This window comes from Streptomyces sp. (assembly GCF_035644915.1).
Classification (GTDB): Bacteria; Actinomycetota; Actinomycetes; order Streptomycetales; family Streptomycetaceae; genus Streptomyces.
On sequence record NZ_DASQNP010000070.1, the window covers coordinates 84,428 to 101,852 of the forward strand.

Annotated in this window: 19 protein-coding genes; 17 read left to right on the forward strand and 2 right to left on the reverse strand. The window is 72.5% G+C overall.

Features of this window, described 5'->3' with window-relative positions:
* The first annotated feature begins 476 nt into the window (after positions 1 to 476).
* The 14 genes from VE546_RS07355 (at position 477) to VE546_RS07420 (ending at position 12,241) form a co-directional block, all read left to right on the forward strand.
* Entirely contained in the window at positions 477 to 1,370 is an 894-nt protein-coding gene (locus tag VE546_RS07355) for a hypothetical protein (RefSeq protein ID WP_324919792.1), read from the forward strand.
* Between the two features lie 105 nt (positions 1,371 to 1,475).
* On the forward strand, positions 1,476 to 2,180 hold the full coding sequence (gene cpaB, locus VE546_RS07360; protein ID WP_324919793.1) for a Flp pilus assembly protein CpaB: 705 nt from the start codon (positions 1,476 to 1,478) through the stop codon (positions 2,178 to 2,180).
* An 8-nt stretch (positions 2,181 to 2,188) separates the two neighbouring features.
* A complete protein-coding gene (locus tag VE546_RS07365; RefSeq protein WP_324919795.1) occupies positions 2,189 to 3,469 on the forward strand; it encodes an AAA family ATPase in 1,281 nt (426 codons plus the stop codon).
* Between the two features lie 52 nt (positions 3,470 to 3,521).
* Positions 3,522 to 3,899 (forward strand): TadE/TadG family type IV pilus assembly protein, encoded by a 378-nt coding sequence (locus tag VE546_RS07370; RefSeq protein ID WP_324919797.1) that lies wholly within the window; start codon positions 3,522 to 3,524, stop codon positions 3,897 to 3,899.
* Positions 3,896 to 4,315 carry a TadE/TadG family type IV pilus assembly protein gene (locus tag VE546_RS07375; RefSeq protein WP_324919799.1) on the forward strand — a complete coding sequence of 140 codons (420 nt, stop codon included), beginning with the start codon at positions 3,896 to 3,898 and terminating at the stop codon, positions 4,313 to 4,315. Before VE546_RS07370 ends, VE546_RS07375 begins: the two co-directional genes overlap by 4 nt.
* Positions 4,316 to 4,386: 71 nt before the next feature.
* A complete protein-coding gene (locus tag VE546_RS07380) occupies positions 4,387 to 5,724 on the forward strand; it encodes a CpaF family protein (protein WP_324919801.1) in 1,338 nt (445 codons plus the stop codon).
* Between the two features lie 16 nt (positions 5,725 to 5,740).
* Positions 5,741 to 6,679 (forward strand): type II secretion system F family protein, encoded by a 939-nt coding sequence (locus tag VE546_RS07385; RefSeq protein WP_324919803.1) that lies wholly within the window; start codon positions 5,741 to 5,743, stop codon positions 6,677 to 6,679.
* Positions 6,680 to 6,693: 14 nt separating this feature from the next.
* Positions 6,694 to 7,581 carry a DUF5936 domain-containing protein gene (locus VE546_RS07390; protein WP_324919805.1) on the forward strand — a complete coding sequence of 296 codons (888 nt, stop codon included), beginning with the start codon at positions 6,694 to 6,696 and terminating at the stop codon, positions 7,579 to 7,581.
* Between the two features lie 11 nt (positions 7,582 to 7,592).
* Positions 7,593 to 8,951 (forward strand): sensor histidine kinase, encoded by a 1,359-nt coding sequence (locus tag VE546_RS07395; RefSeq protein ID WP_324919807.1) that lies wholly within the window; start codon positions 7,593 to 7,595, stop codon positions 8,949 to 8,951.
* A 16-nt stretch (positions 8,952 to 8,967) separates the two neighbouring features.
* Complete coding sequence (locus tag VE546_RS07400; RefSeq protein WP_414720425.1) at positions 8,968 to 9,879, forward strand: response regulator; 912 nt, start codon at positions 8,968 to 8,970, stop codon at positions 9,877 to 9,879.
* 212 nt (positions 9,880 to 10,091) lie between these two features.
* Positions 10,092 to 10,325, forward strand: coding sequence for a hypothetical protein (locus VE546_RS07405; RefSeq protein WP_324919811.1), 234 nt, complete (start codon positions 10,092 to 10,094; stop codon positions 10,323 to 10,325).
* On the forward strand, positions 10,322 to 10,960 hold the full coding sequence (locus tag VE546_RS07410; protein ID WP_324919813.1) for a pilus assembly protein TadG-related protein: 639 nt from the start codon (positions 10,322 to 10,324) through the stop codon (positions 10,958 to 10,960). Before VE546_RS07405 ends, VE546_RS07410 begins: the two co-directional genes overlap by 4 nt.
* 29 nt (positions 10,961 to 10,989) lie before the next feature.
* Positions 10,990 to 11,583 (forward strand): hypothetical protein, encoded by a 594-nt coding sequence (locus tag VE546_RS07415; protein ID WP_324919815.1) that lies wholly within the window; start codon positions 10,990 to 10,992, stop codon positions 11,581 to 11,583.
* A 13-nt stretch (positions 11,584 to 11,596) separates the two neighbouring features.
* Positions 11,597 to 12,241, forward strand: a complete 645-nt coding sequence (locus tag VE546_RS07420; RefSeq protein WP_324919817.1) for an OmpA family protein — start codon at positions 11,597 to 11,599, stop codon at positions 12,239 to 12,241.
* A 9-nt stretch (positions 12,242 to 12,250) separates the two neighbouring features.
* On the opposite strand, the gene VE546_RS07425 is transcribed toward VE546_RS07420, so the two are convergent.
* A complete protein-coding gene (locus VE546_RS07425; RefSeq protein WP_324919819.1) occupies positions 12,251 to 12,604 on the reverse strand; it encodes a DUF192 domain-containing protein in 354 nt (117 codons plus the stop codon).
* A 121-nt stretch (positions 12,605 to 12,725) separates the two neighbouring features.
* Here VE546_RS07425 and VE546_RS07430 point away from each other — a divergent pair, with 121 nt between their 5' ends.
* Complete coding sequence (locus VE546_RS07430) at positions 12,726 to 13,460, forward strand: A24 family peptidase (RefSeq protein WP_324919822.1); 735 nt, start codon at positions 12,726 to 12,728, stop codon at positions 13,458 to 13,460.
* 161 nt (positions 13,461 to 13,621) lie between these two features.
* On the opposite strand, the gene mgrA is transcribed toward VE546_RS07430, so the two are convergent.
* Positions 13,622 to 14,665 (reverse strand): L-glyceraldehyde 3-phosphate reductase, encoded by a 1,044-nt coding sequence (gene mgrA, locus VE546_RS07435; protein WP_324919824.1) that lies wholly within the window; start codon positions 14,663 to 14,665, stop codon positions 13,622 to 13,624.
* 242 nt (positions 14,666 to 14,907) lie between these two features.
* Between mgrA and VE546_RS07440 the strand changes: the two genes are divergently transcribed.
* The gene (locus VE546_RS07440) at positions 14,908 to 15,705 is read left to right on the forward strand and encodes an isoprenyl transferase (protein ID WP_324919826.1); all 798 of its coding nucleotides are present in this window, start codon (positions 14,908 to 14,910) and stop codon (positions 15,703 to 15,705) included.
* 279 nt (positions 15,706 to 15,984) lie between these two features.
* Positions 15,985 to 17,322: a PhoH family protein gene (locus VE546_RS07445; RefSeq protein WP_324919828.1), complete on the forward strand. Its 1,338-nt coding sequence runs from the start codon at positions 15,985 to 15,987 to the stop codon at positions 17,320 to 17,322.
* Positions 17,323 to 17,425: the final 103 nt, after the last annotated feature.

The window sequence follows — 17,425 nt, forward strand, 5'->3', positions numbered from 1 at the left end:
GGGAATTCTTGCGCACCTGCGACAAGATCCACACCGTGCACGTGGAGCTGTGGTATGGGGCCGGTTCCCCGGCCGTCCGGAAGAGGGGTGGGCGGCGCACGCGGGCGCGGGACGCGACCGGCCGCGCGGAAATGCGCGGGACTTTCCCCGGGTCCCGCCGGGAGCCGGCGGAACGCTTGCCGAGCATGTGATGTGCCTTTTCAACTTCCATGCGCACAACGGCACTTGATCGGAAAAACCGCCCCGGACCCCGGGCGGTGAAGCGTGAAAACAACGGAACGGCAGTTGCTCTGTCATCAGTTGTCCGTCTTTGGCGGGGCATTGCCGACGAGGTGCGCCCCCTGGTTTCCGATAAGTGTTCTCTGTCGCCTAAAGCGTGGATAAGCTGCTGAGTCGGCAGAACCAGCAGGACTCGACAGGGCAGAGCACGACCAGAGCAGGACCGCAGAACAGTTCTTGGACAGGGGAAGCCCCACGTGCCCACCGCGATAGCCGTCACCAGCGCCGATCTGGCGCTCCCCCCGCCCGACGCGCACACGCCGCCGGCACACGTGCTGACACCGCCCGACCGGCAGCCCCTGGACGCCGCGCTCGCCGAGACGCACCTGCTGCTCGAACAGCACGGCTACCTCGTCGTGCTGTACCCCTCCTCCCTCCCCGCCGCCTTCGTCCAGCGGCTGCACACCGTCCGCTCCGTCCTGGAGAGCGACCGCATCGCCCTGCTGGAGGCCGACCTCCCGCCGCTGGCGACCGGCGTCCTGGCCGGGCAGTTGCGCCAGCTCTCCGTCTGCGACTTCAGCCCCGGCGTCCTCGCCGCCGCCGCCCGCCTGCTGGCGCACTACATCTACGCGGGCGCCCTGCTGAACTCCGTCGCCCGGCTCGACCGCGTGCCCGTCAGCCTCACCGCACACGCCAGGTCCTGGATGCCCGGCACGCAGTTCGCCGTGCTCGCCAGCCCCATGCCCCGTCTGGTGAAGGTCGGCGACGGCCAGCTCACCGGGCCGGAGTTCGGCACGTACCTCACCGTCGCCTCCGGCCAGCTCGCCCCCGACTGGGTGAAGAGCACGCTCGCCCCGCAGTGGAGGGTGCTCGGCCTGCGGGAGACCCCGCTGCCGGAGGACTCCCCACGCTGGTGGGGGACCGGCAAGCTGGTCGAGTTCGCCGCCGCCATCCCGGACATCTCCATCCTGTACCAGCTCGTCAGCTCGGTACGGCGGGAGGAGTGCCACTGGTGCGGGCTGGAGCTGATCGGCGACCGCTGCGCCTTCTGCTCCGCGCCCGTGGCGCCGCCGGACGACCAGCGGAGCCTCCCGGCCACCGCGGGCCGCGCGGCCCGCGCCTCCGGAAGCGCCTCCGGAAGGGCGCGCTGAGGTGCGCCGCCCCGTGCCGGAAGGGCCCGCGGCCCGGCCGCGCGCGACCGCCTCCCCCGTCCGTCCCGCTCACCGCCGACGTCCCTGAACGAGGTAGCCGCAACCATGAACTCACGCCAGCGCCGCGGCGTCATCCTGCTGCTCCTGTCCGTCCTGTGCGCCCTCGGCGCCTTCGCGGGAGTGCTGTCGGTGATCAGCGACGTGGAGTCCAAGGTCGGACCGGAGGTCACGGCGTACCGGCTGGCCAAGAACGTACCGGCCTACCGGACCCTGGACGAGAGCGTGGTGGAGAAGACCGCGATACCCGAGCGCTGGCTGCCGGACACCGCGATCACCGACCTCGACGACATCGACGGCAAGATCGCCACCAACCCGCTGAAGAAGGGATCGCTGCTCCAGTCCGACATGGTGACCGACCAGCCGGAACTGAGAAGGGGCGAGCAGGAGATCGCCATCATGATCGACGCGGCCACCGGTGTCGCCGGCAAGATCCGGCCCGGCTCCCGGGTCAACATCTACGCGACCTTCCGCGACAAGGAGGAGAACGAGGTCTCGAAGGTGATCGTCGACAACGCCCGCGTGATCGACGTCGGCAAGCTCACCTCCATCTCCCGGGAGCGGGAGGACGAGCGCGTGGACCGCGAGTCCGAGGCGGTGCCGATCACCTTCGCGCTGGGTACGCTCGACGCCCAGCGGGTGGCCTTCGCCGAGTCCTTCGCCGTGAACGTCCGCCTGGCCCTCGTCGCACCCGGCGGCGAGGCCGCCATTCCCGAGGACGAACGCACCTACACCCTCACCGGGGACAAGTGAGGCAACGGATGGTCACACGCATCCTCCCGGCCGTCGGCGACGCCGACGCGGCCCGGTCCGTCGCGGCGCTGCTGAGCCGGCTCCCCGACAGCGAACCCGCACGGCCGGCCGGCGACTCCACCTCGCTGCTGGACACCCTCACGGCCCTGGCGGGCGAGTCGGTGGGCGAACTCCCCGAGGTCGTCCTGGTCCACGAGCGCATCGGGCCGCTCCCCGCGCTGGAACTCATCCGGGAGGTCGCGCTGCGCTTCCCGGCCGTCGGGGTGGTCCTGGTCACCACGGACACCTCCCCGGGGCTGTACTCCGCGGCCATGGACGCCGGCGCGCGCGGCGTGGTCGGACTGCCCCTGTCCTACGACGAGCTGGCGGCACGGGTGAGCGCAGCCGCCCAGTGGGCGGCGGGCGTACGACGCCACCTCGGCCCCGGCGGCGACGCCTCCACCGGCCCCGGCGGCACCGCGGTCGCGGTCACCGGAGCCAAGGGCGGCGTGGGCACCACGCTGCTGTCGGTCCAACTGGCGCTCGCGGCGCGCGCCTCGGGCCGCAGCACCGCCCTGGTCGACATGAACCTCCAGGCGGGCGACGTGGCCTCCTACCTCGACGTCCAGTTCCGCCGCTCGATCGCCGACCTCGCAGGCATCAGCGACCTCTCCCCGCGCGTGCTGCAGGACGCCCTCTTCACGCACTCCACCGGACTCGCGCTGCTCCTCGCCCCGGCCGAGGGCGAACGCGGCGAGGAGGTCGACGACCGCGCCGCCCGGCAGATCGTCGGCGCGCTGCGCTCCCGCTACGAGGTCGTGGTCGTCGACTGCGGCACGCAGATGAACGGGGCCAACGCCGCCGCCGTCGAGATGGCCGACACGGCCGTCCTGGTCACCACCCCCGACGTCGTCGCCGTCCGCGCGGCCAAGCGCATGATCCGGCTCTGGGACCGGCTCCAGATCCGCAAGGCGGAGGAGACGGTGACGGTCGTCAACCGCCACACCCGCAGCGCGGAGATCCAGCCGCAGCTCATCGCGCAGATCGTCCGGACCCAGGTGGCGCGCAACGCCGTCCCGGCGAACTTCCGGGAGCTGCAGGCGTCCGTGGACTCCGGCCGGGTGCACGAGCTGGACAGCCGCAGCACCGTCAAACAGGCGATGTGGGCGCTGGCCGGGGAACTGGGACTGGTCAAGGGGGCCGATACGGACCCGGCCGGCAGGGGCAGGGGCAGGAGCGGCGGACAGCACGGCGACCGCGGCTCGATCGGCTTCCGCCGCCGCCGGGGAGGCGTCGACCGGCGCCCGTAGGGGCACCACCGCAACAGCGGGGACATGCGGGCGAACCGGGGAGGGAGGACCGATGCGCGGCACGCGGACACCGGCCGGAGGCGGCCGGGACCGGGGACAGGTGACCGTGGAGTTCGTGGGCATGCTGCCCCTGATCCTGGTCCTGCTGGCCCTGATGTGGCAGCTCGTCCTGGTCGGCTACACCTTCACCCTCGCCGGCAACGCGGCCGACGAGGGCGCCCGGGAGGCGGCGGTGGACGGGGACTGCCAGGAGGCGGCCCGGGAAGACCTGCCGGACGCCTGGCAGGGAGAGGTCCACTGCGGCCCCGGGGAGTCCGGCATGGCCACGGCCACGGTCCGCCTGAAGGTGCCGGTGCTCTTCCCGGGCGCGGCGAACCTCCCCCTGACGGTCACCGGGAAGGCGGGAGCAGTGAGGGAGGAACCGCGATGAGCGTCCACCGGCCCCACGACGGGGACGAGGAGAACCCCGCGCGCCGCCCACGGCGGCTCCGCGCGGACGACGGCCAGGCCTCGCTGGAGTTCGTCGGCTTCCTCCCGCTGCTGCTGCTGATCGGCCTCGCCGCCGTCCAACTCGGCCTCGTGGCGTACGCCGCCCAGCAGGCCGGCACGGCGGCCCGCGCCGCCGCCCGCGCCGAGTCCCTCGGGGAGGAGTCGATCGGCGGCGAGCAGGCCGGCCGCGCGGCCATCAGCGAGTGGCTCGCCGACAGGACCACGTTCGGCCTGTCGGCGTCGGGGGAGGAGGTGACCGCCACCGCCACGGTGGCCATCCCGTCGGTCATCCCCGGCATCGACGGCCTCGGGGAGGTGAGCAGGGAGTCCACCATGCCGCGCGACCGGGACGACTGAGGACCACCGGCACACCGCCGGAGGCACCCGCACCACCCCGCACCACCCGTTCGAACCGGAGGAGTCGGCACATGAGCCTGAGGGCGCGCATCAACGCCCCCGAGACGGCCGGCGGACAGCAGGAGGAGAGCCACCTCGTCGCCGCCTACCGGGTCAAGCTGCTGGAGGAGATCGACCTCGCGGAGATGTCGGCGCTCGCCGCGGCCGAGCGCCGGGTCCGCCTGGAGCGGGTCCTGGGGCACATCATCAGCCGGGAAGGCCCCGTGCTGTCCACGCACGAACGCGCGCTCCTCATCCGCCGGGTGGTGGACGAGGCCCTGGGCCTGGGCATCCTGGAACCGCTGCTGGAGGACGCCTCCATCACCGAGATCATGGTCAACGGCCCCGACCAGGTGTTCGTGGAGCGGGCCGGGCGCGTCGAACGCCTCCCCCTGCGCTTCGCCTCCACCGAGCAACTGATGCAGACCATCGAGCGCATCGTCTCCACGGTCAACCGCCGGGTGGACGAGTCCAACCCCATGGTCGACGCCCGGCTCCCCTCCGGCGAACGCGTGAACGTCATCATCCCGCCGCTGTCCCTGTCCGGCCCCACGCTCACCATCCGCCGCTTCCCCCGCGCCTACACCCTGCGGGAGATGATCGGGCTGGGCTCCCTGGACGAGCAGATGCTCCTGCTGCTCTCGGGCCTGGTGCGCGCCAAGTTCAACATCGTCGTCTCCGGCGCCACCGGCTCCGGCAAGACCACCCTGCTCAACGCCCTCTCCGGCCTGATCCCCGACGGCGAGCGCATCATCACCATCGAGGACGCCGCCGAACTCCAGCTCCAGCAGAGCCACGTCATCAGCCTGGAGAGCCGCCCGGCCAACGTCGAGGGCAAGGGCCGGATCACCATCCGCGACCTGGTGCGCAACTCCCTGCGGATGCGCCCCGACCGCATCATCGTCGGCGAGGTCCGCGGCGGGGAGACCCTGGACATGCTGCAGGCGATGTCCACCGGACACGACGGCTCGCTCGCCACCGTCCACGCCAACAGCGCCGAGGACGCCCTGATGCGGCTGCAGACGCTCGCCTCGATGTCGGAGGTGAAGGTCCCCTTCGAGGCCCTCCGGGACCAGATCAACAGCGCCCTGGACGTCATCGTCCAGCTCAGCCGCTACCCGGACGGGTCGCGCCGCATCAGCGAGATCGCCGTACTGGACTCCCGCGGCCGCCAGGAGTACCGCATCGCGACCGTGTGCCGCTTCGACTCCCGGCCCATGGGCGCGGACGGCGTCGTGCGCGGCGCGTTCCGCTACCTGCCCCTGCCGCGCCGCGTGGCCGAACGCCTCCACCTGAAGGGGGAGCCCATCCCGCCGGCCTTCGGCGTCGCCCGGGACGACAGCCAACTGCTCACCAGAGAAGCCACCTAGGAAGCCAGCACCCGACATGGACAATCTCGCGTTGCCGACGATCGGCGCCACCCTGCTCAGCGGTGTGCTCGCGGTCGCGGGCCTCCACGCCTACGTCTCCGGCAGGGCGCAGCGCCAGGCGCTGATCGACCGGCTCTCGCAGACCGGACAGGCGGGGACGGGCGGGCGCCGCCGCCGGTTCCGGGGCGTCGACCGGCGGCTGAGGAGGACCGGGCTCGGGCGGAGGATCGAACAGCGGCTGGCCGCCACCGGCCTCGACCTGACACCGGGTGAGTTCCTCGTCTACCTGGTCGCGGTGGTGGCCGGCCTGTGGCTGCTGGCCTCCTCCGTCCTGGCCCCCTTCTTCGGGCCGATCGCCGGACTGGTCGGCGTGTGGGCCGCCAACGCCTTCCTCACCTGGCAGCGGAACAGGCGGATCGAGGCGTTCATCGCCCAGCTCCCCGAGCTGTCCCGGGTGCTGGCCAACGCCACCCGGGCGGGGCTCGCCCTCCGTACGGCCCTGTCCATGGCGGCGGAGGAACTCGACGCGCCCGCGGGCGACGAACTCGGCAAGGTGGCCGCCCAGTTGGCCGTGGGCCACTCCATCGACGACGCCCTGAACGAGCTCGCCGACCGGCTGCCCTCCCGCGAACTGGTCGTCCTGGTCACCACCCTGGTGCTCTCCAACCGGGCCGGAGGCGCGGTCGTCAGCTCCCTGCAGAACCTCACCCGCACCCTGGAGGAGCGCAAGGAGACCCGGCGCGAGGTCCGCACGCAACTCTCCCAGGTGAACGTCACGGCCTACACGGTGCCGGCCATCGGCCTGGGCGCCATGCTGCTGATCAACGCCATCGAACCCGGCGCCCTGGACCGGGTCACCGGGAGCTTCGCCGGCCAGGTGGCCGTGGTGGTGGCCCTGGGGCTGTACGTCCTGGGGTTCGTCGCCATCCGCCGCGTCTCCAGGATCGACGTCTGAGAGGGGGAGAGACCGTGGCCGTACTGCTCGCGCTCGCCGTCGGGCTCGGCGTCTACGGGATGTTCGCCGGGATCCGCATGTACCGCGCCGAAACCCGGCTGCCCGGTGACCTCGCGATCGCCCTGGAGGTCGGCTCCTCGCGCACCGGCGCCGTGGGCTCGGCCGTGGACCGGCTGGGCATGCGCTGGGCCCCGGTGGTGCTGCGCCTGATGGGGCCGGCCCGCGTGGACCGCAAGCGCCGCCAGATCAGCATGGCGGGCAACCCCGGCGGCCTGACCATCGACCGCTACGCGGCCCGCCGCGCCGTCTACGGCTTCCTGGGGTTCTTCGGCGCCCTGGTGATGCTGGCCGACGGGCAGCCGGTCCCGGCCGTCCTGCTGGTCGCCTTCGGGCTGTTCTGGGCCGAGGTCGGCCTGTGGGCCGCCGTCCGCAAACGCCGGGAGGACATCGAACGCGCCCTCCCCGACTTCCTGGACGTCCTCGCGGTCGTCGTCAGCGCCGGGCTCGGCTTCCGCCAGGCCCTGGAACGGGTGGCGGAGCGGTACGAGGGGCCCTGGGCCGACGAGCTGCGCATCACCCTGCGCCAGATGGACATGGGCGTCAGCCGCCGCCAGGCCTTCGACGAGCTGCGCCGGCGCAACGACTCCGAACAGGTCGCGATGTTCGTCACCGCGCTCCAGCAGGGGGAGGAACTGGGCGCCCCGATCGTCGACACCCTGATCGCCATCGCGAACGACATGCGGCGCGCCGACGCGCAGAACGCGCGGCGCAGGGCGGCCAGGGCGATCCCCAAGGCCACCATGATCGTCACCACTTTCATGGTGCCCGCGACCATCATCCTGATGGGCGCCGGCCTCCTCCTGGGCTCCGGCACCGACTTCGGCTCCTTCACGGGGGAGTAGGAGCGCGGGCCATGGCGACGACACCGACGGACGCGCCTCCGCGCCCCGCGGCGGCGCCGGGGAGCGCGGAGGCGGACGCCGGGGTGCCCGAGCCCGCCGTCCCGATCCAGGTGAACGCCTTACAGGCGATGTGCCGCCAGGTGTTCCTCTTCCGCCTGGCGATGGTCGCGGTGTCCACCCCGATCGCCCTGGGCCGCACGGCGGACGGCCCGGCCGCCTGGCTGGTGGGCGGCGCGGTCCTGGTCACGTTCATGGGGTCGTACGTCCCCTGCCGCGACTGGGAGAGGTTCGGCCCCCTGCTGCTGCGGCACCCCGTCCTGCTGGGGGTGGACACGCTCTTCGGGGCGCTCCTGCTCGTCACCGCCACCCCCGGCTCCCCCCTCGGCTACGCGGTCGTCTGCACGCCCCTGCTGGCGGGCCTGATGTACGGCCCGCGGGGCGCGGGGGTCTTCGCCGCCCTCCAGCTCCCCGTCCTGGGCGCCGCGTACGCGGCGCACCCAGGGAACCGGGCGGCACTGGCCAGCGCGCTGCTCCTGGCGGGCTTCTGCCTCCTGGCCGGAACCGCCGGCGTCACCGTCCGGAATCTGCTGTTCCGGTTCGGTGAGGCGACCCGGGCCCTGGCGGAGGCCCGCGCCCGCCTCGCCGTCGGCGAGGCGGTGGAGCAGGAACGGTCCCGCCTGGCACGCGAGTTGCACGACTCCGTGGCCAAGACCCTGCACGGCCTCGCCCTGGCCGCGGACGCCCTGGCCGAATCCGCCCACCGCATGGACCCCTCCGCCGTCCGGCACCGGGCCGGACTGGTCGCCCGGTCCGCCCGCCGCGCCGCGGCCGAGTCCCGCGAGCTGCTGTCCGACCTGCGCGGCGAGCCGGACCCGGACGGCGGGGTGGACATCGTCGGCGAACTGTCCGCCCGCACCGCGGACTTCGCCCGCCGCACGGGCCTGCACGCCGTCTTCCGCCCGCCGGGCGCGGCACCCGTGCCGCCCGTCCCGTCCGCCGCGGCGCGGCACGTGCTGACCATCGTCTCCGAGGCGATGGAGAACGCCCACCGGCACGCGCGGCCCACCCGCCTGGAGGTCTCGGCCGGCGTCACCGACGGCACGCTGCGGATCAGCGTCCGCGACGACGGCCGCGGCCTGCCCCCGGACACCGACCTCGACCGGCTCCGGCACGCGGGCCGTTTCGGACTCGTCGGCATGGTGGAGCGCGCCGCCGCGATCGGCGCCCGCCTCCGCATCGGCAGGGGGCGTGCGGCCTCCGGCACCGAGGTCCGGCTCGATCTGCCCCTGGCGGCCCTGCCGCCGCCCGGCACGGCGGCTACGGCGCGGCGCCTCCCCGCCCGGCCACCCCGTACGGCCCCACGGCCCTGACCGCCCGACAGACCCGATCGCCCCGACCGATCCGCCGACCCGAGACCGTCCGCTCCCCGCTCCCGGGAGGAGGCCGCCCGTGACACACCGCGCCCCGCCGCTCCGGATCGTCGTCGCCGACGACAACCCGGTCGTACGGGCGGGCCTGACCGCCCTGCTCCAGGGCCGCGACGGCATACGGGTGGTCGCCGAGGCCGCCGACGGCCGACAGGCCTGCGAGGCCGTGCGGCGACAGCGGCCCGACGTGGTGCTCCTGGACGTCCGGATGCCGGGCGTCGACGGCCTGGCGGCCCTGCCGCACCTGGTCGGCACCGCACCCGTGCTGATGCTGACGTACAGCCGCGAGAGCGAGGTCGTCCACGAGGCGCTGCGGCTGGGGGCGAGGGGCTACCTCGTCCACGGTGAGTTCACCTGCGACCAACTGGCCGCGGCGGTCCGCGACGTCGCGGAGGGCAGGACGTACTTCACCCCCTCGGCCGCCGCCGCGCTGGCGCCCCCGGCGCGAGGGGACACGGCGGACGCTCCGGACGCTCCGGCGCATTCGCGTACACCCGCACACGGACATCCGGGGAAAACCGCCAGTCCGCGCTCAAGTGGCCAGTTAAAAAAGGGAGTACGAGGAGTCTCGAATGCGCCACATCGTTTCCTGACGTCTTCGCAGACGCAATTTGATGTGGCACAGTCAGTACCGGTCCGGGGGGCTTCCCGGGCGGAACGGTTCGGGCTGAGCGGCAGGGAGGCAGAGGTGATGGAACTGATCGCGTCCGGCATGACCAACTCCCAGATCGCCGCCGCCTGCTTCATCAGCGAGAAGACGGTCAAGAACCACGTCAACCGCATCTTCGCCAAACTGCGCGTCACCAGCCGCAGCGAGGCCATCGCGGTCTGGCTGGGCACGGTGTGGAGGGGGAGGGGCCGCCATGGCTGAACGGGACACAGGCCCGCGACCCCACTGCAGCCGGGGCCGCGATCAGGCGGATTGGGCCCTGGGACCCTGGGCCGAGCCGGGTGAACCCGCGTACGTTTCTCGTGTCGCCGACGAGACCTGTCCGAAGCAAGCCGGTGACGGGGACGGCGTCAGGAGCCCAGAATCGTACGCGTCGGCCGATGCACGGTCGGCCGGACTCGGAGGGGAACACCGTGAGCGACAAACTGCTGAAGACCGCCGTCAACGCCCGGATCCGCGTGCGCGGCTGGCGGGACAGCACGGTCGACGCCATGCGGCGGCGCGCGGACGAGGGGCAGTCCGCGGTCGAGTACATGGGCATCATCGTGGTGGTCGTGGCGATCATCATCGCGATCCTCAGCACCAACTTCGGCGACAAGATCTCGGCGGAGATCAGCGAGCAGATCGAGAAGATCACGTCCAGGTGATCCACAGGCACTCCGACGCGGGGCAGGCCTTCCCCATCTACATCACGGCGGTGGCGGGCCTGCTCTTCCTCGCGTTCGCCTACTTCGCGGTCGGAATGGCGTCGGCGAGCCGGAACGACGCCCAGGGCGCGGCGGACGCCGCCGCGCTGGCCGCGGCCCAGGACGCCAGGGACGGACTGCGGGACGACCTCCTGGAACTCTTCGACCCGGACGTCTGGGAATACCTGCTCAGCGGCGAAGGGCTGGACGACACGGTCGGCCCCTGCGGCAGGGCCGCCGAGTTCGCGCAGAAGAACGGCGCGGAGCGGATCGGCTGCGACCCGGTGTACTCCCCCTCCGGTTTCACGGTGGAGGTCAGGAACACCGAGCCGGTCGGGGACTCGCTGATCCCCGGTACGGAGAACGAGTACGCCACGGCCACCGCCACGGCCGTCATCGAGCCCCGCTGCCGCCTCGGGGAAGCCGAGGACCCCGGGGGTGGCGGTGAGGCGAACGAGGAGGACAAGCAGGCGCACGAGCTGCTCTGCGACGGGATCGACGACCCCATCGAAATCGACCCCGACCGTCTCGAAGACCTCGAAGACGTCCTCCCGGACCCCGAAGACCTGTTCTCCGTCCACTTGGCGGACCGGTGAGCGAACGACGAGCAGAGGAAGCGCAATTCATGGGCACACGCGAGATCGGGAAGCTGCTGCGAAGCGCCGCCGCCGTGGTGATGACGGCGGCCCTGGCCTTCACCCTGACTGCGTGCGGTGGCGAGGACGACAAGGCACCGGATGCCGGCTCCTCCTCCCAGCCGTCCGGGGAGGAGAACCAGGGAGGCGGCGAGGCCAACCCGGACAGCGGTTCCGAGGACGGCGAGGCCATGGCGACGGTCAACGGCGCGAACGGGGTGAACATCGTCGTGACCTCGGCGGTCCGGGACGAGGGCGGGTTCGTCACCGTCAAGGGCAGGGTCGAGAACACCAGCGACCAGGCCTACACATTCGACGGCTGGGCCAAGGGAGATCAGGACTTCCTCGACAAGGGTGCTTCGGTCGGCGGCATGACGCTCGTCGACAAGGAAGGGAAGAAGCGCTACTACATCCTCCGCGACACCGACAACAACTGCCTGTGCACGATGTTCCCGGGAGGACTGGGCGCCGGGAAGACCGCGGACTTCTTCGCCCAGTTCCCGGCCCCGCCGGCGAGCACGACCGAGGTCGACCTCCAGGTCCCCACCATGAGCAGCGCCACCATCCGGATCACCGACAAGTGAGGGGCGCGCAGTGATGACCACCCGACCGCGTACCCCCGTGGTGCGCCGCACCGTGGCGGCGAGCGCCGGTGTCCTCCTGACCGCCGTCGCCCTGACGGCGACGGCGGGGGGAACCGCCCTCGCCGACCCCGGCCCCAGCGCGCCCCCGGACTTCGCCCCCTCCCCCTCCCCGCCGATGGAGGTGGACCAGAACGCGCCCGGCCTGATGATGAAGGACGGGGCCACCCTCAAAGCGCCCAAGGTCCTCGACATCCGCTCCATCATCGAGGAGCAGGGCGGTGCCGAACGGCGCGAGGACTCCAACAGCCAGACCAAGTTCACGCTCCAGGCCGAGGTGCTCTTCGGCCGGAACAGCGCCCGGCTGAACGGCGAGGCGTACGCCCGCATCAAGGACATCGCCGAGGAGATCGACAAGCAGGGCGCCACGGCGGTCAACGTCTTCGGCTTCACCGACAACCTCGGCTCCTACGAGCACGGCAGGAAGCTCTCCAAGGACCGCGCCGCCGCCGTCCACCGGCAGTTGGTGAGGGAGCTCGCCTCCAACGTCACCTTCAACATCCGCGGCTACAGCGAGGACTACCCGATCGCCGACAACTCTACGGAAGAGGGCCGTAAGAAGAACCGCCGCGTGGAGGTCTCCTTCCCGCGCGGCGGGTGACCGCCGGGTTCACACCTCCAGCGTGACCCGCACGCCCGGCCGCAGCCCCCAGCGCGCCATGGCGCCCGCCTCGGCCTCCAGCACGTGGCGGGCGCGCGGCCGGGGGAGGCCGAGGCGGCCGGGCCTCATCGTCCGTACGGCCAGGACGTTCAGGCGGCGGTCGAGGTAGGCGACGTCGATCGGGAACCGCATCCGGAAGGTGTGCACGCCGCCGGCGGGGGTCAGCAGGATCGCCCCCTCGACGCCGTCGCGCCCCAGCAGGCCGCGGGTGCGGGCCCGGTAGGACGCGGCGATCTCCACCGGGACGCCGGTCGCGCCCCCCGCGACGCGCAGCGTTCCCCTGCCGTCCCGTAGGCGGCCCATGCCCCTCCTCCCCGCCGCCCCCGCTCCGGTGCGCGGCTCCGCGGCTTCGCGGCGCCGTTCTACCAGAGGACGGCGGGGCAGGGCAGGGGACGGCGCGGCCCGGCCGCCGTACGCTCACCACGTGCTTCTCACCCTGATCGCCCTCGCCGCCTGCTACGGCACGGCCACCGGGCTGCTCGTGCCGCGCGCCGCCTACCGGCTCGCCGTCGAGCCGGAGGCGCCGTGGCGCGCGCACTGTCCCGGCGGGCACGTGCTGCCGGGGTGGGCGGGACCGGCCCGGTGCGGGGAGTGCGGGCGGGGCAGGAGCGGGGCGTACGGGCCGAGCGCCGCGGCGGCGGCCGGGATCACGGCGGTGGTGTGCGCGCTGCTCGCCGCGGCCGTCGGTGGGCGGCCGGAGCTGGGCGTGTGGCTGCTGCTGGCGCCGCCCGTGGTGCTGCTGGCGTTCGTGGACCACGCGGTCCACCGGCTGCCGGACGTCGTGACCCTGCCGCTCGCGGCGGGCGCCGCCGTCCTGCTCGGCGTCGCCGCGCTGCTGCCCGGCGCGGGCGGGAGCTGGACCCGGGCCCTGCTGGGCGGGGTGGTGCTGGGCGGGGCGTACCTCGTGCTGTTCCTGATCAACCCGCGTGGCATGGGCCTGGGCGACGTCAAGCTGGCGGTCCCGCTGGGGGTAGTCCTTGGGTGGTACGGCTGGGGCACGCTCCTGACCGGGGCCTTCGCGGGCTTCCTGTTCGGCGCGGTCTACGGGATGTCGCTGGTCGCCGTGCGGCGGGCCGGCCGCAAGGAGGCCATGCCGTTCGGACCGTTCATGGCGGCGGGGGCCTTCGCCGGCGTGCTGCTGGGGGGACTGACCGCGTGAATCCGGCAGTCGGTGCACGGAGCACACCGCCGCAGGGGCTATGGTGGAATCCCCCCCTCGGGCCGGTCCGTATCCCCCCCACGGACCGGCCCGCTTTTTGTTGCCCGCTCCCGCGCCCGGCGCCGGCGGCCCGGTGGGGGCCTCTGAAGGGACGGGGCGGCTCAGCTCTCGCTGCTGCGGGCCCAGAGGTTCACCCCGGGGGCCGAGACCGCGTACCTGTCGATCTCCGCCAGCTCCTCCTCGGTCAGTTCCGGGCCGTCGAGCGCGGCGACGTTCGCCTCCAGTTGCGCCACGCTGCTCGCGCCGATCAGGGCCGACGTCATCCGCGGGTCCCGCAGCACCCAGGTCAGCGCGAGCTGCGCCAGGGACTGGCCGCGGCGTTCGGCCATGGCGTTCAGGCCGCGCAGCCGTCCGACCACCTCGTCGGTCAGCAGCCCCGGGTCCAGGGAGGTCCCCCGGGCGGCGCGGGAGCCCTCGGGGATGCCGTTCAGGTACTTGCCGGTGAGCAGTCCCTGCGCCAGCGGGGCGAAGCAGATGCAGCCCATGCCCTCCGCCTCCAGGGCGTCCAGGAGGCGGTCCTCCTCCGTCCAGCGGTTGATCATGGAGTAGGAGGGCTGGTGGATCAGCGGCCGGACGCCCATGTCGCGCAGGATCCGCGCCGCCTCGCGCGTCCGCCGCGCGCTGTAGGAGGAGAGGCCGACGTACAGCGCCTTGCCCTGCTGGACGGCGGACGCCAGCGCGCCCATCGTCTCCTCCAGCGGGGTGTCGGGGTCGAAGCGGTGGGAGTAGAAGATGTCGACGTAGTCCAGCCCCATCCGCCTCAGCGAGGCGTCCAGCGAGGACAGCAGGTACTTCCGCGAGCCCCACTCGCCGTACGGGCCGGGGTGCATCAGGTAGCCCGCCTTGGTCGATATGACCAGCTCGTCGCGGTACGGGCGGAAGTCCCGGGCGAGGATCCTGCCGAAGTTCAGCTCGGCCGCGCCGGGCGGCGGGCCGTAGTTGTTGGCCAGGTCGAAGTGCGTGATCCCCAGGTCGAACGCGCGGCGCAGGATCGCGCGCTGCGTCTCCAGCGTCCGGTCGTCGCCGAAGTTGTGCCACAGGCCCAGCGATATCTCCGGGAGCTTCAGCCCGCTGCGGCCGGTGCGGCGGTAGCGCATGGCGTCGTAGCGGGAATCGGCGGCGAGGTACGGATGTGCGTCGTTCATGCGTTCCTGCTTATCACTGTTCTGTGACGTTCCCGGTTCGTGCGGCCGAGTGAACGCGCAGTAAGGTGCTTAGGCCCTGTCCGGCCGATCCCCGCGGGCCACAACTCCCCTTCTCCTGGTCTTTTGCCGGGAGTGTCCCCTTTTCTCCCCTGCCGGAGGCGGGAAGTCGCGGGACGGTCCACGGAGGTCGGCCGGACAGGAGACCTGGTGCTCGGGACCGGCATGGAGGGGCTGACAAACCGATGCTGCAATCTTCCCGGGGACGCACCCGGTATCCCCAGTGGCTGCGCCGACTGGTCTACAGGCTCTACGCCCACCGGGTGGAGGGCCGTCTGGACCATGAGCAGGTGCCCAAGCACATCGGCGTGATCCTCGACGGCAACCGCCGCTGGGCGCGGGCCGCCGGCGGTACGACCGAGCAGGGCCACCAGGCCGGGGCCGAGAAGATCCGGGAGCTGCTGGGCTGGTGCGCCGAGACGGACGTCGAGGTGGTCACGCTGTGGCTGCTGTCCACGGACAACCTCAACCGGCCCGCCGAGGAACTCACCCCGCTGCTGGGCATCATCGAGGACGCGGTGCGCGACCTGGCCGCGGACGGCCGCTGGCGCGTGCACCACGTCGGCACGCTGGACCTGCTGCCCGACCACACCCAGCGGGTCCTGAAGGAGGCCGAGCAGGCCACCGCGGACAACCGCGGGATACTCGTCAACGTCGCCGTCGGCTACGGCGGGCGGCAGGAGATCGTCGACGCGGTGCGCTCCCTGCTCGCCGAGCGGGCCGCGCAGGGCGTGACCCTGGAGGAGCTGGCGGAGAACCTCGAGGTCGAGGACATCGCGGAGCACCTGTACACGCGCGGGCAGCCCGATCCGGACCTGGTGATCCGCACCAGCGGCGAGCAGCGGCTGTCCGGCTTCATGCTCTGGCAGAGCGCCCATTCGGAGTACTACTTCTGCGAGGTGTTCTGGCCGGCCTTCCGGAAGGTGGACTTCCTGCGCGCGCTGCGGGACTACGCGGCACGCCACCGCCGTTACGGCACCTGAGGCATCCGGGGCCCGCCCGGGGCTGCGGTCACCGTCCGTTCGTCTGGCCTTGGCATATGCCATGGCATGGCGTCGGCGAGGACAGGGAATATCCCCTGCAGGCCGACTCCCGATCCAGGGAGGCGGCCCCGGGAGGCCCTTTGCACACCACGGACGCCCGTGCGCACCGCACGGAGGACGCGGAGGGCCGGTGCCCGGCCCGTGCACGGGGCCGGAGCCCGGCCGCATCCCCCGCGACGCCGTCGCACCCCGAACTCCTCCGAGGGGGTAGGTCCATCCGTGGTGACCAGCACCAAGCGCCGAGACCACGACCGGCGCACCTACGTCATCGACACCAGCGTCCTGCTCGCCGACCCGGCGGCCATGACCCGCTTCGACGAGCACGAGGTCGTGCTCCCGGTGGTCGTGGTCACGGAGTTGGAGGCCAAGCGCCACCACCCGGAACTGGGCTACTTCGCCCGTCAGGCGCTCCGGCGGCTGGACGAGTACCGCGTGCGGTACGGGCGGCTGGACGCGCCGATCCCGATCGGTGAGCTGGGCGGCACGCTCAGGGTCGAGCTGAACCACTCCGACCCGGCCGTCCTGCCCTCCACCATGCTGAACGACCACGGCAGGCTGGGGGACAACGACGCGCGCATCCTGGCGGTGGCCCGGAACCTCCAGGCCGAGGGGCACGACGTCACCGTCGTCTCCAAGGACCTGCCGCTGCGCATCAAGGCGTCGTCCGTCGGCCTCCTGGCCGAGGAGTACCGGGCCGAGCTGGCCATCACCGAGTCCGGCTGGACGGGCATGGCCGAGCTGACCCTGGCCGCCGAGGACATAGACGAGCTGTTCGCCGCGGAGAGCGTCCACGTGCCGGAGGCCGCGGAGCTGCCCGTGCACACCGGCCTCGTCCTGCACTCCGAGCGGGGCCGGGCCCTGGGGCGGGTGACGCCCGACGGGCGGATCAGGCTCGTGCGCGGGGACCGCGAGGCGTTCGGCATCCACGGGCGCAGCGCCGAGCAGCGCGTCGCGCTGGACCTGCTGCTCGACCCGGAGGTCGGCATCGTCTCGATGGGCGGCCGGGCCGGCACCGGCAAGTCCGCGCTGGCCCTGTGCGCCGGCCTGGAGGCCGTGCTGGAGAGACGCCAGCACCGCAAGGTGATGGTGTTCCGCCCGCTGTACGCCGTCGGCGGCCAGGACCTGGGCTACCTGCCGGGCACCGCCGACGAGAAGATGAACCCCTGGGCGCAGGCGGTCTTCGACACCCTCTCGGCGGTGACGACCGGTGAGGTCATCGAGGAGATCGTGGCCCGCGGCATGCTGGAGGTGCTGCCGCTCACGCACATCCGCGGCCGTTCGCTGCACGACGCGTTCGTGATCGTCGACGAGGCCCAGTCGCTGGAGCGGAACGTCCTGCTGACGGTGCTGTCGCGCATCGGCCAGGACTCGCGGGTCGTCCTCACCCACGACGTCGCCCAGCGCGACAACCTGCGCGTCGGGCGGTACGACGGGGTGGCCGCCGTGGTCGAGCGGCTCAAGGGGCACCCGCTCTTCGCGCACATCACCCTCACCCGGTCCGAGCGGTCGCCGATCGCGGCCCTGGTGACCGAGATGCTGGAGGACGGAAGGATCTGATCCTTTTCCGCCCGATGCGGCGCCGAGTCCGAAAAGGGATGGAAAAGGAGAAGAATCGTCCCTGATCCGCTCCGCTCCTGATTCGCCCGTACATCGGGCCAGT

Bases quoted from the DNA above. Each gene is read 5' to 3' on its own strand.
- cpaB (WP_324919793.1), top strand. From the start codon at position 1,476: ATGAACTCACGCCAGCGCCGCGGCGTCATCCTGCTGCTCCTGTCCGTC.
- VE546_RS07365 (WP_324919795.1), top strand. From the start codon at position 2,189: ATGGTCACACGCATCCTCCCGGCCGTCGGCGACGCCGACGCGGCCCGG.
- VE546_RS07370 (WP_324919797.1), top strand. From the start codon at position 3,522: ATGCGCGGCACGCGGACACCGGCCGGAGGCGGCCGGGACCGGGGACAG.
- VE546_RS07375 (WP_324919799.1), top strand. From the start codon at position 3,896: ATGAGCGTCCACCGGCCCCACGACGGGGACGAGGAGAACCCCGCGCGC.
- VE546_RS07380 (WP_324919801.1), top strand. From the start codon at position 4,387: ATGAGCCTGAGGGCGCGCATCAACGCCCCCGAGACGGCCGGCGGACAG.
- VE546_RS07385 (WP_324919803.1), top strand. From the start codon at position 5,741: ATGGACAATCTCGCGTTGCCGACGATCGGCGCCACCCTGCTCAGCGGT.
- VE546_RS07395 (WP_324919807.1), top strand. From the start codon at position 7,593: ATGGCGACGACACCGACGGACGCGCCTCCGCGCCCCGCGGCGGCGCCG.
- VE546_RS07415 (WP_324919815.1), top strand. From the start codon at position 10,990: ATGGGCACACGCGAGATCGGGAAGCTGCTGCGAAGCGCCGCCGCCGTG.
- VE546_RS07420 (WP_324919817.1), top strand. From the start codon at position 11,597: ATGACCACCCGACCGCGTACCCCCGTGGTGCGCCGCACCGTGGCGGCG.
- VE546_RS07425 (WP_324919819.1), bottom strand. From the start codon at position 12,604: ATGGGCCGCCTACGGGACGGCAGGGGAACGCTGCGCGTCGCGGGGGGC.
- mgrA (WP_324919824.1), bottom strand. From the start codon at position 14,665: ATGAACGACGCACATCCGTACCTCGCCGCCGATTCCCGCTACGACGCC.
- VE546_RS07440 (WP_324919826.1), top strand. From the start codon at position 14,908: ATGCTGCAATCTTCCCGGGGACGCACCCGGTATCCCCAGTGGCTGCGC.